The 14,014-nt window shown below is 73.7% G+C and carries 12 protein-coding genes and 1 pseudogene; 4 read left to right on the top strand and 9 right to left on the bottom strand.

Annotated elements, in window-relative coordinates; all coding sequences use genetic code 11:
- Positions 1 to 42: 42 nt before the first annotated feature.
- The 3 genes from QIT00_RS02020 to QIT00_RS02030 form a co-directional block, all read right to left on the bottom strand.
- Positions 43 to 1,464 (bottom strand): amino acid permease, encoded by a 1,422-nt coding sequence (locus QIT00_RS02020; RefSeq protein ID WP_282533275.1) that lies wholly within the window; start codon positions 1,462 to 1,464, stop codon positions 43 to 45.
- A gap of 86 nt (positions 1,465 to 1,550) precedes the next feature.
- Positions 1,551 to 3,665, bottom strand: a complete 2,115-nt coding sequence (locus QIT00_RS02025) for a phage holin family protein (protein ID WP_408909711.1) — start codon at positions 3,663 to 3,665, stop codon at positions 1,551 to 1,553.
- 286 nt (positions 3,666 to 3,951) lie between these two features.
- Complete coding sequence (locus QIT00_RS02030; protein ID WP_282533277.1) at positions 3,952 to 4,356, bottom strand: hypothetical protein; 405 nt, start codon at positions 4,354 to 4,356, stop codon at positions 3,952 to 3,954.
- A gap of 89 nt (positions 4,357 to 4,445) precedes the next feature.
- Here QIT00_RS02030 and QIT00_RS02035 point away from each other — a divergent pair, with 89 nt between their 5' ends.
- Together QIT00_RS02035 and QIT00_RS02040 are read left to right on the top strand one after the other, a co-directional pair.
- Positions 4,446 to 5,219, top strand: coding sequence for an MBL fold metallo-hydrolase (locus QIT00_RS02035; RefSeq protein WP_282533278.1), 774 nt, complete (start codon positions 4,446 to 4,448; stop codon positions 5,217 to 5,219).
- Positions 5,216 to 5,857 carry a DedA family protein gene (locus QIT00_RS02040; protein ID WP_282533279.1) on the top strand — a complete coding sequence of 214 codons (642 nt, stop codon included), beginning with the start codon at positions 5,216 to 5,218 and terminating at the stop codon, positions 5,855 to 5,857. Before QIT00_RS02035 ends, QIT00_RS02040 begins: the two co-directional genes overlap by 4 nt.
- Positions 5,858 to 6,067: 210 nt before the next feature.
- Here QIT00_RS02040 and QIT00_RS02045 read toward each other — a convergent pair.
- From QIT00_RS02045 to QIT00_RS02070, 6 genes and pseudogenes are all read right to left on the bottom strand, one after another.
- Positions 6,068 to 7,267, bottom strand: a pseudogene (locus QIT00_RS02045) (MBL fold metallo-hydrolase); the annotation flags it as partial.
- Complete coding sequence (locus tag QIT00_RS02050; protein ID WP_282533485.1) at positions 7,264 to 8,514, bottom strand: pyridoxal phosphate-dependent aminotransferase; 1,251 nt, start codon at positions 8,512 to 8,514, stop codon at positions 7,264 to 7,266. The pseudogene QIT00_RS02045 and the gene QIT00_RS02050, both read right to left, overlap by 4 nt.
- A 174-nt stretch (positions 8,515 to 8,688) precedes the next feature.
- On the bottom strand, positions 8,689 to 9,267 hold the full coding sequence (locus tag QIT00_RS02055; protein WP_282533280.1) for a hypothetical protein: 579 nt from the start codon (positions 9,265 to 9,267) through the stop codon (positions 8,689 to 8,691).
- Between the two features lie 244 nt (positions 9,268 to 9,511).
- Positions 9,512 to 10,330 (bottom strand): SigB/SigF/SigG family RNA polymerase sigma factor, encoded by an 819-nt coding sequence (locus tag QIT00_RS02060; RefSeq protein ID WP_282533281.1) that lies wholly within the window; start codon positions 10,328 to 10,330, stop codon positions 9,512 to 9,514.
- A gap of 202 nt (positions 10,331 to 10,532) precedes the next feature.
- Positions 10,533 to 11,108: a TIGR03086 family metal-binding protein gene (locus QIT00_RS02065; protein ID WP_282533282.1), complete on the bottom strand. Its 576-nt coding sequence runs from the start codon at positions 11,106 to 11,108 to the stop codon at positions 10,533 to 10,535.
- 5 nt (positions 11,109 to 11,113) lie between these two features.
- Entirely contained in the window at positions 11,114 to 11,338 is a 225-nt protein-coding gene (locus QIT00_RS02070; RefSeq protein WP_282533283.1) for a DUF6158 family protein, read from the bottom strand.
- Positions 11,339 to 11,495: 157 nt separating this feature from the next.
- Between QIT00_RS02070 and QIT00_RS02075 the strand changes: the two genes are divergently transcribed.
- Both QIT00_RS02075 and QIT00_RS02080 read left to right on the top strand, forming a co-directional pair.
- Positions 11,496 to 12,332 (top strand): PTS sugar transporter subunit IIA, encoded by an 837-nt coding sequence (locus QIT00_RS02075; RefSeq protein ID WP_282533284.1) that lies wholly within the window; start codon positions 11,496 to 11,498, stop codon positions 12,330 to 12,332.
- A gap of 3 nt (positions 12,333 to 12,335) precedes the next feature.
- Positions 12,336 to 13,895: a PTS ascorbate transporter subunit IIC gene (locus QIT00_RS02080; RefSeq protein WP_282533285.1), complete on the top strand. Its 1,560-nt coding sequence runs from the start codon at positions 12,336 to 12,338 to the stop codon at positions 13,893 to 13,895.
- The last annotated feature ends 119 nt before the right edge of the window (positions 13,896 to 14,014 follow it).

The raw sequence follows: 14,014 nt of genomic DNA on the forward strand, positions 1-14,014 counted from the left end.
CCCTAGGCGGCGCTTGTACGGGGCCCGCAACCGGCCCTGCGCTCAGCCGACTTGACCCGATTCCGCCTTCTTCTTGCGGGCCGACATCACCGCGTACACGACGACGCCGATGAAGAGGAAGATCACGCCCTGGTAGACCGCCGCGTAGCCCGCGCCGCCGACCAGCCACAGGGAGAAGCCGCAGGCGATCGCGGAGACGACGGAGTCGCGGACGAGGCGGGAGCGGTGCACGCGGTCGCCCTGGCCGGAGATCAGGTAGTAGATCTGGGCGGCGGTGGCGAGGAGGTAGGGGACGGTGGCCATGAAGGTCGTGACCGTGACGAGGAGCGTGAACACCTCGGCGTCGCCCTTGCCCTCGCCGGAGGCGTAGTTGTAGACGGTGAGCAGCGAGGCGAGGACCACGGTGATCACCACGCCGGTCGTGGGGACGCCGCGCCGCTTCTTCAGGAACACCGTCGGGAACAGCCCGTCCTTCGCCGCGGCGAACGGGGTCTGCGCGCTGAGCAGGGTCCAGCCGTTGAGGGCGCCGAGGATCGAGACCACCGCGGCGACGGCGACGAGGGAACCGCCCCACGTACCGCCGAACATCGCGTTCACCGCGTCCGAGAACGGGGCCTCGCTGTCCATGAGGCGCTCGTGCGGGACGGTGCCGAAGACGGCGAGCGTGCCGAGCAGGTAGACGAACGCGGCGCCGAGCACGCCGAGGATGGTGGCGCGGCCGACGTTGCGCCGCGGGTCGCGCACCTCACCGGCGCTGACGGCGGCGGACTCCACGCCGAGGTAGCTGAAGAGCAGCAGCGCGGCCGCGGCCGAGACGGCCCCGACCGGGCTGGCGTCCGGGTCGGCCTGGAACGGCCCGAGGTTGTCGGCGTCGAAGAAGAACAGGCCGCCGACGGCGACGAGCAGCAGCGGCCCGAACTTCAGTACGGTCGCGACGAGTTGGACCGCGCCGACGTACCGCGTGCCCGCGAGGTTGGCGAGTCCGGGCAGCCACTGGACGACGAGCGCGGCCAGGCACATCGTCCACCAGTGGCCGTCGAGGTCGATCAGCAGCTTGAGGTAGCCCACGGCGCCCACGGCGAGCGCGGCGTTGGAGACCCAGGAGGTGATCCAGTACGACCAGGCCGCGAGGAAACCGGCGAAGTCGCCGAAGGCCTCGCGGGCGTACACGTACGGGCCACCGGTGCGCGGGTCGCGCTGCGCGAGCCGGCCGAACACCAGGGCCAGGGCGATCGCGCCGAGCGTGAGCACCGCGAAGGCGACGAGGCTGATGGTGCCGTAGGCGGCGACGTCGTGCGGGAGGCGGAAGATGCCGCCGCCGATGATGTTGCCCATGACCAGGCAGGTGGCGATGGGGAGTCCGAAGCGGCGGGCGTGCTTGCCGATCTCGCCGCGGCTCTCGATCTCCGCGGCCTCGCCTCGGTCTGCCGGAGCCGGCGTCGATGCGGATCCGGAGTCGTGCATGGGGTGGTGCGCCTCTCGTCGTGCTGGGGCCGCCCGGGATCGCCGGACGACGGCCTATGGTCGGGCACGTTGAACGCTGCACCAAATCAGTGGGTTTTGTCCTCCACGGCGCGGTCGTCGGCCGCAAAATGTTCGTCCACGGGTTCGGCCGGGCGCGGATTCTCCGTACGGTCGGGCAGGGCACTCAACGGCACCTGCGGTCCGTCCGCCGCCTCCCGCAGCCAGCGGCGAAGCACCCCGTGCACCTGCTCGGCGCCGACCAGTTCCGCCCCGTCCTCGACCGGCGGCGAGAGCGTGTACGGGGAGAGCAGGAAGGGTCGGCCCTGGGCGCCGCCGAGGCCCCCGTGCGAGCCGATCTGCTCCTCGAAGGCCAGCACCTCGCCGTCGCCCGCACCGCCCGCACCGCCCGCACCCGGCTCGTACGAGGAGTTGACCATGATGTCCGCGACGTGCGGGAAGCCGTCCGTGCGGCGCACGGCGGCGACTGCGCCCGGGCCGAACCCCCGCAGCGGCTCCGGGAGTTCGGCTGGGTCCGGGTCGTCGGGCAGCTCGTCGAGGCGGATCTCCGCGCCGCGCGGGCCGAGCACCAGCGGGCCGTGCTCCTCGCTGCGGACCAGCAGGAAGCCGATGCCCGGGTGGTTGGCGAGGGTGGGCAGGAGCGCGGGGTGGCGGCGGTCGAGCTGCTCGCGTGTCATCCGGCCGCGCACGTCGGGGAAGGAGACCAGGCCGAGGTTGCCGGAGGCCAGGACGACGGGTTCACGGCGCTTCGCGGGCCTGCGCTGCTCGCCGCCCTCCTCCACCGGCCGGTGCAGCGCGGCGAGCACCGCGGCGCGCGCCTCCGCGCCGCTGCGGGTGCGCCGGGCGCGGCGCGGCACGGGCAGCCCGCAGCCGGCCCGCACCAGGTCGCCGAGGGTCAGCCCGTAGCGGGCGCGGAACGTCTCGCCCGGGCTCTGGCCGTGGTCGGACAGGAGCACGATGCGGTACTGGCGCGGCGCGTGCTCGGCGACCTTGGCGAGCAGCGCGAGCGAGCGGTCGAGGCGGACCAGGACCTGCTCCGCGTCCCGGCTGCGCGGCCCGGAGTGGTGCGCCACCTCGTCGTACGCCACCAGGTCCGCGTAGACGGCGCTGCGTCCGGCGAGCATGTCCCCTATCACCGCGGCGACGACGACGTCCCGTTCGACGACGGTCGCGAAGGCCCGGATGAACGGGTAGAGGCCGCCGCGGCCCACCCGGGGGCGGGTGCCGCGGAGCCGGGCGCGGGTGGACTGGGCGATCTCGCGGATCACCTCGGCGACGAAGGACATGGCGGTACGGACGGCGTTCGCCGGGTCGGAGAAGTACGCGAAGTACCCGGCGCGGGACCGGTTGGCGCGGCCTCGGCGGGCGGCGACCGAGAGGACCAGGGCGAGCTGGTCGGCGCCGCCGCTGAAGAGGTTGCCGCGGCTGGCGCCGTCGACGGTGAGCAGGCCCGCGTCCCCGGTGCGGGCGACGGCGCGGCGCTGCAGTTCGGCGGCGCTCGCGGGCCGGTTGCAGACCACGACCTCGCCGTGCTCCTTCTCGAACCAGCGGAAGGCGGGCACGTCGTGGTTGCTGCCGTGCAGGATGCCGAGCTGGCTGGCGCCGGTCTGGCTGGACCAGTCGGTGCGCCAGGGGGTGAGGCGGTGGCTCGGGGGATCGCCGGGGCGTTCGGCGAGCAGTCCCGCGACGGTCGGCATCAGGCCCTCGGCGACGGCGTCCCGCAGCACGTCGTGGCCGACGCCGTCCAGTTGCAGGAAGACGGTGCCGGGGGCGCGCGGCCCTGCGACCGCGGCGGCCCGGCGGCGGCGCCGGTCGGCGAGGCGGTAGAGCCTGCGGCGGTACGCGGTGTCGTCGCGGACGGCGAGCGCGGTGGACGTCGCCGAGGCCACGGCGGACATCACGGCGGCGACGACCACGGCGGTCTGCGGGTCGGACTCGCCGCGGCCGTCCGGGATCAGGCTGAGGGCGACGAGCAGCAGCGAGCCGTTGAGGAAGAACACCAGCAGGCCGAGGACCAGGGCGGGCACGAGCAGCAGCGCGCGGACGACGAGCGGCCACACCAGTGCGCTCAGCAGACCGAAGACTCCGGCGCCGATGGCCGCGGTGATGCCGATCCGGGTGGCGCTGTCGCCGCTCTCGGACTGCAGCCGGAACTCCGGCAGGAGCCCGGCGAGGACCAGCATCGTGACGGTACCGACCGCCCAGACGGCGCCGATCCGCCACGCGGCCCGCCCGGTCTGGCGCCACTTGCTGTCGGCCACGTCCACCTCACGTTCTGGTGCCCGGGGTACTCGGGCCGGGCCCGGTCCCAGCGTGCCACGGGGGCGCCTGGCGGGCTGGGCAGTGCCCCGATAGGGGCGCGGGGCTGTGAGATTTGCGGCTCTGCCGCGGGGCGCGACCAGCCACGACGGCGCCGCAGCCGAAAAGGGAGCCGGGCGGGGGCCCCGGGGGGCGCAGCCCCGAACCGGTTCAGCAGCCGTCGTACCCCGCAGTCGGCATCGAGAGACGGCGATGCACCCGGGCCTTCATCTCCGCGTCGTACGACGGTTCGTCGAGCCCTGCCGTCTCCAGGCGCACCCCGCGCCGTACGCACTCCTCCGTGAAGTCGTCCGCGCAGGCGAGGGCGCGCTCCAGGACGCGGCGGCTCGGCGTCACGAACAGGTCGACGAGGCCCGCCTCCACGTCCGCCCAGAGGCTGAGGTGGTCGGTGCGCAGCCGGTGCACGAGCAGTTCACGTGTCACCACGTAGCCGCGGTCCGCGGCCCAGCGGGCGCACATGGCGTACTGGCTTCGGGAGTCCACGAGGAATGGGTCCCGGTCCAGCTCCTCCAGCGGGGTCAGGCTGGCGATGGCCGCCACCCTCAGCTCACCCATGCCGTCCCCTCCTGTCCCTGATGTCCGCCGACCCTACTACTCGCCGTAGGCTCGGAGCAGTGCCGTGCAAGCGCGGAAGGAGGCCGTACGTGCCGGTGGAGATCACCTGGTGGGGCCATGCCACGTGCACGGTCGAGGACGCGGGCGTACGGGTCCTCACGGATCCGCTGTTCGCCCGCCGCCTCGCGCATCTGCGGCGGCGCCGAGGGGACCTGCCCGCACCGGCCGCGCGGACCGCCGACGTCGCGCTCGTCTCCCATCTGCACGCCGACCACCTGCACCTGCCGTCGCTGGCCCAACTCCCGCCCGGCACCCGCCTGTTGGTGCCGCGCGGCGCCCCGGTCGCGGTCCCGGGGCTGCGCCGCCTGACCGGTCTGGAGGTCACGGAGGTCGCACCCGGGGACGAGGTGCCGGTCGGCGACGTGACCGTACGGGCGGTCTCCGCGCTGCACGACGGGCGGCGGCTGCCGGTCGGCCCGCACCGCTGTCCGGCGCTCGGCTTCGTGGTGAGCGGTGAGGCGCGTACGTACTTCGCCGGGGACACCGGCCTGTTCGACTCGCTGGCCGACGAGGTGGGCGAGGTGGACGTGGCACTGCTTCCGGTCGGCGGCTGGGGCCCGTACCTCGGGCACGGTCATCTGAACGCGCGGCGCGCGGCGGTGGCCCTGTCCCGGATCGCGCCGCGCGCCGCGGTGCCGGTGCACTACGGCACGTACTGGCCGATCGGCTTGGACGCGGTCCGGCCGCATGAATTCCACGCGCCGGGCGACGAGTTCGCGCGGCTGGCGGCGCGGCTGGCCCCCGAGGTGGCGGTGCACCGGCTCGGGCACGGCGAGAGTGTCCGCCCGGGGGTCGCCAAGTGAACGTCGGCGCAAGGGTGTTGGGCCTGGCGGCGGAGGTGCCGCCGGAGTCCACGCAGCAGGCGGTGGGCTATCCGTCGCTGTTCCTGCTCGTGGTGATCGGCGCGCTCGTGCCGGTGGTGCCGACGGGAGCCCTGGTCAGTTCGGCGGCGGTGGTGGCGTTCCATCACTCGGCGCCGCTGTCGCTGCTGTTCGTGTTCCTGGTGGCGTCGTGCGCGGCGTTCCTGGGGGATGTCGGCCTGTACTGGCTAGGGCAGCGCGGCCTGCGCTCGAAGAACGGCTCGCGCTGGCTGCGTGCGCTGCGCGACCGGGCGCCCGAGGAGCGGCTCACGCGGGCGCGGGACAAGCTGGACGCGCACGGGGTGGCCGTCCTGGTCCTCTCCCGCCTCGTGCCGGCCGGCCGGATCCCGGTCATGCTGGCCTGCCTGCTCGCGAAGATGCCGCTGCGCCGCTTCATCCGCGGCAACGCTCCGGCGTGCCTGGCGTGGGCCGCCACGTACCAGGTGATCGGGATCCTCGGCGGCTCTCTCTTCCCCGAGCCGTGGGAGGGCGTGGTGGCGGCGGTCGGACTAACGGTCCTGGTCAGCGTCGCGCCACCGGCGTGGAAGCGGCTGCGGCGACCCCGGATTTCGAAGACCTGAACTCCCAGGCCCCTACGACGCGGCTCCCGACCGACTCGGTCTGCTGATTCTGCTCGGCCTCCTGGTTCTGCCCGGTCTGCCCGGCCTGCCAGGTCAACTCAGCCCGCCCGGCCAGCCAGGTCAACTCAGCCTGCCCGCCTGCTCGGTCGACTCAGCCCGCCCGGCCCGCTCGGTCAACGCGGCCTGCTCGGACCGTTCCCCCGCCGAGCCGAGGACGCGCGAAGCCCCCACCGGGAGGTCCCACAGGTCGTCGCGGTGGTGGCCCTTCTCGGTCCAGGCGCGGCGGACGCGGGTGAGGGGTTCGAGGACCGGCTCGGCGGAGAGCAGGAACGTCGCCCAGTGCATCGGGGCAAGCCGGGAAGCGCCGAGGTCGGTGATCGCGCGGACCGCCTCCTCCGGGTCGCAGTGGACGTCGCTGAGCCACCAGCGCGGGTCGTACGCGCCGATCGGCAGCAGCGCCAGGTCGATGCCGGGGTGGCGGCGGCCGATCTCCGTGAACCAGTGGCCGTAGCCCGTGTCACCGGCGAAGTACAGCTTGCGGCCGGCGGGATCGGTGAGGACCCAACCGCCCCACAGGGAACGGCAGGTGTCGGTCAGGGTGCGCTTGGACCAGTGGTGGGCGGGCACGAAGTCGAAGCGCACCCCACCCAGTTCGGTCGCCTCCCACCAGTCGAGCTCGGTCACGCAGCGGAAGCGGCGGCGCCGGAACCAGCCGCCGAGCCCGGCCGGGACGAACAGCGGTGTCTCGCGCGGCAGCCGCTTCAGGGTGGGGGCGTCCAGGTGGTCGTAGTGGTTGTGGCTGATCACCACGGCGTCGACGCGGGGCAGCGCCGCCCAGGCCACGCCCGCCGGGGTGATCCGGGCGGGGATGCCGAGGATGCGCCGTGACCACACGGGGTCGGTGAGCACGGTCAGGCCGCCGATACCGACGACCCAGCTGGCGTGCCCGACCCAGGTGACGGCGATGTCGGTGGCGGCGGGCCGGGGCAGCGGTCCCGGTTCGAAGGGCAGCAGGGGGATGTCGGCGAGCCCTTCCGCGTCGGGCCGGGTCGCACCCTCGCGCGCGAAACGGGCGAACGCCTGCACACCCGGCAGCGGAGCGGTCAGCCGGTCCGCGAAGCTCCGCGGCCAGCGGCGCCCCTCGCCGAGCGGCCGGGGGGACGGCGGCGGCGGGAGCGGCGGGAGCGGCGGGAGCGGCGGGAGCGGTCGTATCGGATGGTTCGAATGGGTCGGATGGATCGAATGGATCGAATGGATCGAATGGATCGAATGGGTCGGATGGGTCGGATGGATCGGATGGATCGGCTCGACCGGCGGGGTCGCCTGGGCGGGTCGGCTCGGTCGGGGGTCTACGGGGACACCGGCATCGGTCGCGGAACGGGAGGACGTCGACTCCGACTGCTGCGTCATCGAGGCGGCTCCATTCGTGGGGCGGCGTCGTCCCGTACCGCGTCCAGGGCCGACGCGAACATGCTCAACGCTCCCTGTACGTGCGGCAATTCGAGCGGCTCCAGTGCGGTGAGCGACTCCAGCCGCTCCGCGGGCGTACGGCCGAGCAGCGGGGCGACGGAGAGGCGTACGCGCAGGGCGGCCAGGTCGTCGCCGAAGCGGTGGCCGCCGGGGACCGGGGTGCCGAGGGCCTGCGTGAGGTGGTCCTCCAGCTCCATCGCGTCGCCGACCCCGCGCCGGACGAGCCCGGCCCGCAGCGGGTCGAGGTCCGCGTACAGGTGCCGGCCGGCCTGCGGCGGACGGACCAGCGCCCCGGCGTCCCGGACGAGTCGGTACACGGCGGCGGCCACGCGCGCGTGCAGGGCGACGGCGGCGGCGCGGCGCGCGGTGACCTCCTCGGGCTCGGCGAGGGCGTACGCGGCGGCCGCCGATACGGGGGCGGCGACGACCGCGCCGAGTCCGGTGAGCGCGTCCAGGGCGTGGGCGCGCAGCTCGGCGCCGTCGGGGGACGCGGGGAAGCGGGCGATCGCGGCGGGCCAGTCGCCGGGCAGGAGTCCGCCCGCGAGGTCGGCGAGGACGGTGACGTGGGCCGGGGCCATCTCGGCGGGGCTGATGAGGACGGTGTCGCGCGGGTCGTGCAGGGTGTCGCGCCAGGTCTCGTCGGAGACGATGTGCAGCCCCTCGCCGAGCGCCGCCTCCACGGTCTCGTGCAGCACTTCGGGCGGTGCCACGGTGGCCGTCGGGTCGTCGGCGACGCTGAGCAGCAGCAGCCGCGGCCGTCCGCCCTCGTCCCGCACTCTGCGTACCGTTTCGAGCAGGGCGTACGGGTCGGGGACCCCGCCGCACTCGGCGGGCGTGGCCACGGAGTAGGTGCGCCGGCCGACGAGCCGGGCGGCGGGCGCCCACCAGGCGGGGCAGGGCCGGGGCAGCAGCACGTCCCCGGCGAGCGCGGCGGTCACGGCGAGCAGCAGCGGGGCCGGGCCGGGCGCGGCGGCGGTGTGGCCGGGGTCGGTGGGCAGGCCGCGGCGCCGCCAGTAGCCGCTCGCCGCCTCCCGCAACGCGCCCGATCCGCCCGGCACTTCGGCCGGTGCGCGGTCCGCCGCGGCGGCCAGGACCTCGGCGAGGCGGGGCAGCACGGGCAGTCCGGGCTCGGGGGCGTGCGGCGCGTAACGGACGGGTCCGTGGCCCGCCGGGTCCGTCCGCCGCATGCCAGCCTCCGCGAAGTCGTGAGCGCCCGTCGTCCCGTCCTGGTGCCGGTACGTACGTCCATACGTACCGCCGTCCGCGCCGTGCCGCAGCGTGGCGGCGGCACACGTGCCGCCGCCCGTATCCATGCCCCGAACGGGGCGGGTGATACGGGCGGGGTGCCGGTCGTCGGGCGTTCAGTCCTGCGGTGCCTGGTCCAGCGTGGCCCGGTCCCGGCGGCGGGCGCGGTAGTACGCGTAGCCCAGGGCTCCGACGACGAGGACGCCGCCGGTGAGCATCGTGGTCTGCGAGTCGGAGAAGCTGCCGCCGAGGCCGCCGCGTACGCCCTTGTTGTGGTGCTGAGCGCTGGAGACGGTGAAGCTCGCGCTCCACTGGCCGTCGTGCGGGCAGTGACCGTCGACGGTCCACTCGGACCTGGTGCCCACGGCATGGGGGCCGCCGCCGGTGAAGCCGCTGGTGTCGGCGATGCGGGCGGTGCCGCGGTAGGCGGGGCCGACGCCGGGGATCGACGCGTTCTCGACCTTGTGCAGCCGCACACTGCCGCGGGCGAAGGCCTGCGAGTTCGCGGCGATGCTGCCCGGTGCGGGGGAGCTTCCGGTCGAGGGGCAGGACACGGAGATCGTCACTGTGCCGCCGGGCGCGACGGTACGGGGGCTGACCTCGGCGGAAGTCTCCCCCGCGACGGCGACGGGGGCGGCCGTGACGACGGCCGCGCAGGCAAGGACGGCCGCGGCGAACGCTCGGGCGGTACGCATGGGTGGGCTCCTTCGGGCGGGCTGCGCTAGGTCCTGCCTTGAGGACACGGCCTAGGGGCGCAGGGTCCCGCGCCGTGGAGCCATGGAAACCTGACCGTTCCTCAACCGCCCGCGCGCGAGCACCATTCGGGCGCAGGGGGCCGCCGCTCGGGTGAGTGCGGCGGGCCCTCCAGGTCGGACCGCGTCCCGACGGGCCGTGTCAGACCGCGTCCCGCAGGGCCGTCAGGCCGTGCCCGCCGGGCCGTCAGGCCGCGTCCTGCCGGGCCTGGTCGCGGACGCGGGCGCAGCAGCGGTTGATCAGCCGGGAGACGTGCATCTGGGAGATCCCCAGTTGCTCGGCGATATGGCTCTGCGTCATGTCGTCGAAGAACCGCATGTAGAGGATGTCCCGCTCCCGCTCGGGCAGTCGGCGCAGCTCGGGTGCCGCGGCCTCGCGGTCGATGACGATGTCGAGCGCGGGGTCCTCGGAGCCGATCGCGTCCCGCAGGGCGTAGCCGTCCTCGCTGCCGTTCAGTTCCGCGTCGAGGGACAGCGCGGAGTAGCTCTCCAGCGCCTCGATGCCGGTGCGGGCCTCGTCCTCGCTGAGGCCGGCGCGCTCCGCTGTCTCCGCGAGGGTGGGGGCGCGGCCGGAGACGGTCTGGGTCAGCTCCTGGCGGGCGAACCGTACGCGGTTGCGCAGGTCCTGGACGCGGCGGGGCACGTGCAGGGTCCAGGTGTGGTCACGGAAGTGCCGTTTGATCTCACCGGTGACGGTGGGGACGGCGTAGCTCTCGAAGGCGGAGCCCTGGTCCGGGTCGTACCGGTCGACGGCCTTGACCAGGCCGAGGGCGGCGACCTGGCGCAGGTCGTCGTACGCCTCTCCGCGGTCGCGGAAGCGTCCCGCCAGCCGCTCGGCCATGGGCAGCCAGGCGCTCACGATGTCCGCGCGCAGCCGCTGCTTCTCGGTCTCGTCCCGGCTGGACGGGTCGGGCAGCGCGTCGAGGTCGCTGAGCCGGCGGAAGTCCGCCGCGGTGTCGGGGGCGTCGTCGTGCGGGTGCTGCTTCACCGCTGTGGTAGGGCGCATGGGTACTGCAACTCCCTGGTCGGTGTGGGTCTTTGAGCGAATCGACCGTTCACCGTGGGGCGCGCACCCGGGGTCGCCGCGCCCATGGTGCGTGGGCCCCACAGAGGGGGCGCATGCCCGGGGAGGTGCCCGGCAAACCCGGGGGGCTCCGCCCCCGGACCCCCGCTCCTCAAGCGCCGGAGGGGCTGATTTCCTCGGCGCGCTACGGCTTTCGGCCCAGCAGGCACAGGAGCTTCGTCTGGACGTCCGCGTTCGGGGGCGGTTCCACCGAGGGTGCGAAGAGGCCGCTCTTCGTGAGGTCGGCGGCGTACGGCGAGACCTCGCGGACCGCGAAGTCGACCAGGGCGCGCGGGAGTTGTTCGTCGGCGTCGATCGCGCGGGCCAGGTCCCAGGCGTGGACGGCGAGGTCCGTGACCATCTGGCCGCAGTAGTGGGTCGCCGAGGACGGGCCGTACGAGAGGTGGACCGTGCCGTCGAGCGCGCCGGGTTCGGCGAAGGCGGCCCGCGCGGCCTCGGCGGCCTCGTCCCAGGTGGCGACCGGGTCGTCGCCCAGTACGTCGCCGTCGTAGGCCGTGCCGACGGACGCGATCGTGGCGCCGTCGCGTACGAGGCGGGGGACCCAGAGCTGTTCGGCGGTGAGGTGGTTGACGAGGTCGCGGACCGTCCACTCCGTGCAGGGGGTGGGTGCGTCCCACTGGTCGGCGGCGATCTTGTGCACCCGGTCGGTGAACGCGTCGAGGGCCTCGGCGTGGCGGGCGAGCAGTGTCCTGTGTGCCATGGCGGTCAGTCTCTCCTCGCTCGGGCGCCGTCGCGCGTGCGCGCCGCGGTGATCTGCCGGTCGGGGTGGCGGCGCAGGTACTCGTTCTCCAGGGCGGTCTGCCGCTCGGTGTGCGCCGTGAGGGCCTCGTCGGAGGCGTGCAGGAGTGTGTCGTGGCGGGTGTTGTGCAGGGTCTGCAGTTCCCGCAGCAGCGTCCGGTCGTCGAGCTCTGCGGGGTCCACTCCGGTCATGGCCGTCTCCTTCGGGGCGTCGGGCGGGTGCCCGTGGTGCCTACTCTCCACGGGTACCCGGGCCGCGCCGATCACGCACGGCGAGGCGCTCCGGGCCGGTCGAGCAGGCGCGTACGACGGGGCGACGGATCCGCTCACCCGTGCGAAGATCCTTTGCATGGCTGAGCTGAGTGACCTGCTTCCCGTGGAGGCGGTACGGCTCGACGTCCGTGCGGCCGGCTGGCGGGACGCGGTGCGTGCCGCGGGCGACCTGATGGTGGCGACGGGCGCGAGCACCGAGGCGTACACCACGGAGATGATCGACAACGTCGCGGAGAATGGCCCATACATCGTGGTCGCCCCGGGGTTCGCCTTCGCGCACGCGCGCCCCTCGCCCGCGGTGCTGCGGACCGGGATGGCGTGGGTGCGCCTGGACGGGCCGGTGGAGTTCGGGCACGAGACGAACGACCCGGTGGAACTGGTCGTGGGCCTCGCGGCGAAGGACGCGAGCGAGCACACCGCGGCGATGGCGGCCCTGGCGCGGCTGCTCGCCGACCCGGCGACGGCGGCCGCCCTGCGCGAGGCGCCCACGCCGCAGGCCCTGCACGCGGTGCTCAGCGGTACCGCCCGGCCTGCGAAGACGCACGGTCAGCATGGTCAGCACGGTCGTGGCAGCGGGCGTTCCGCCGGGCACGGGATGCACAAGATCCTCACCGTGTGCGGCAACGGCGTCGGCACCAGCCTGTTCCTCAAGAACACCCTGGAGCAGGTCCTGGACCGCTGGGGCTGGTCGCCGTACGTGACCGTCGAGGCCACGGACACGATCTCCGCCAAGGGCAAGGCGTCCGAGGCCAACGCGATCCTCACCTCGCGTGAGATCGCCCGCACCCTCGGCGACGTCGGGGTGCCGGTGCGGGTGGTCGAGGACTTCACCTCGACGGGCGAGGTCGACGGTGTGCTGCGGGACACGTACGACCTGACGGGCCTGGACACCGACATGGGCGGGAGTGAGTGACGCGTGGACGTGCTCGTATCGATCGCGAAGTTCCTCGTCAACGAGATCCTCAGCGTCCCTGCCTATCTGATCGGTCTGATCACCGCGGCCGGGCTGATCGCGCTGCGCAGGTCGGCGGGGCAGGTCGTCGGCGGCGCCATCAAGGCCACGCTCGGCTTTCTGCTGATCGGCGCGGGCGCGAGCCTGGTCGTCGGCTCGCTCGCGCCGCTCGGCGAGATGATCCAGGGCGCTACGGGCGCGCACGGCGTGATCCCCACCAATGAGGCGATCGTCGGCATCGCGCAGGCCGAGTACGGGGCGCGGGTCGCGTGGCTGATGATTCTCGGTTTCGCGGTGAGCCTGCTGCTGGCGCGGTTCACGCCGTTGCGGTACGTGTTCCTGACGGGGCATCACATGCTGTTCATGGCCACGCTGTTGACGATGGTCCTTGCCACCGCCGGGCACGCCTCGGTCGTCGTCGTGGTCGTCGGCGGAGTGCTGCTCGGCATCATGCTGGTCGCGATGCCCGCGTTCGCGCACCCGTGGACGAAGCGGGTGACCGGCAACAACACCGTGGCGATCGGGCACTTCGGCACCGCCGGGTACATCGTGGCGGGCGCGGCCGGGCAGTTGGTCGGCAAGAGGAGCCGGTCCACGGAGGACATGAGGCTCCCGGAGGGGCTGCGGTTCCTGCGCGACTCGATGGTGGCGACGGCCCTGTCGATGCTGCTCCTCTACCTGATCATGGCGATCGTCTTCCTGGTGAAGGTCGGGGAGGAGACGGCGTTCAAGGCCTTCGCGGGCGACGGCGGCACGGCCGCGACGGACGTCGGCAACTATCTGATGCAGTCCGTGATGCAGGGCCTGCAGTTCGGCATCGCGGTCGCGGTGATCCTCTTCGGTGTCCGTACGATCCTCGGCGAGCTGGTGCCCGCCTTCCAGGGCATCGCGCAGAAGCTGGTGCCGGGCGCGGTGCCGTCCCTGGACGCGCCGATCGTCTTCCCCTACGCGCAGAACGCGGTGCTCATCGGGTTCATCTCCAGCTTCATCGGCGGCCTCGTCAGCCTGGGGCTGCTGTCCGCGGTGTTCCATCCGGCCTTCGGTCTCGCGCTGGTCCTGCCCGGTCTGGTGCCGCACTTCTTCACGGGCGGCGCGGCCGGGGTCTTCGGCAACGCGACGGGCGGGCGGCGCGGCGCGGTGGTCGGCGCGTTCCTCAACGGCGTGCTGATCACGTTCCTGCCGGCGCTGCTGCTGAAGGTGCTCGGCGCGTTCGGGGAGGAGAACACGACGTTCGGCGACGCGGACTTCGGGTGGTTCGGGTCGATCGTCGGCAACGCGGCGAAGGCGGGTTCGGTTGGCGGGGTTGTGCTGATGCTGGTGGTCGGGCTTGTGGTGTTGGGGGCGGCGATCGTCATGCAGAAGCGGGTGGTGGATACGGGGTGGGATCCGGGGGCGGGGCGGGATGTGTATTTTCCGCGGGAGGGTTCGGCTCCGGTCGGCGGCGAGGGGCCGGTCCCCTCGACGACGTACGCGAAGCTGGCCCCGCCCGCGGGCGCCCCGAAGCCCCCGCCCCCGCCGGGGTAGGGCGCGTTGTTAAGGGGCGCGGGGAACTGCGCGACCAGCCACGACGGCGCGACAGCCGAACGACGGCAGGAAAGCTCCTCCGGCGTTTGAGGAGCGGGGGGCCGGGGGCGGAGCCCCCG

The organism is Streptomyces luteolus, from assembly GCF_029968015.1.
GTDB lineage: Bacteria > Actinomycetota > Actinomycetes > Streptomycetales > Streptomycetaceae > Streptomyces > Streptomyces luteolus.

What these genes read in the sequence shown, in the direction of transcription:
- QIT00_RS02020 (WP_282533275.1), bottom strand. Translation starts at nt 1,464, where the DNA reads ATGCACGACTCCGGATCCGCATCGACGCCGGCTCCGGCAGACCGAGGC.
- QIT00_RS02025 (WP_408909711.1), bottom strand. Translation starts at nt 3,665, where the DNA reads ATGCTGGTCCTCGCCGGGCTCCTGCCGGAGTTCCGGCTGCAGTCCGAG.
- QIT00_RS02030 (WP_282533277.1), bottom strand. Translation starts at nt 4,356, where the DNA reads ATGGGTGAGCTGAGGGTGGCGGCCATCGCCAGCCTGACCCCGCTGGAG.
- QIT00_RS02050 (WP_282533485.1), bottom strand. Translation starts at nt 8,514, where the DNA reads ATGCGGCGGACGGACCCGGCGGGCCACGGACCCGTCCGTTACGCGCCG.
- QIT00_RS02055 (WP_282533280.1), bottom strand. Translation starts at nt 9,267, where the DNA reads ATGCGTACCGCCCGAGCGTTCGCCGCGGCCGTCCTTGCCTGCGCGGCC.
- QIT00_RS02060 (WP_282533281.1), bottom strand. Translation starts at nt 10,330, where the DNA reads ATGCGCCCTACCACAGCGGTGAAGCAGCACCCGCACGACGACGCCCCC.
- QIT00_RS02065 (WP_282533282.1), bottom strand. Translation starts at nt 11,108, where the DNA reads ATGGCACACAGGACACTGCTCGCCCGCCACGCCGAGGCCCTCGACGCG.
- QIT00_RS02070 (WP_282533283.1), bottom strand. Translation starts at nt 11,338, where the DNA reads ATGACCGGAGTGGACCCCGCAGAGCTCGACGACCGGACGCTGCTGCGG.
- QIT00_RS02075 (WP_282533284.1), top strand. Translation starts at nt 11,496, where the DNA reads ATGGCTGAGCTGAGTGACCTGCTTCCCGTGGAGGCGGTACGGCTCGAC.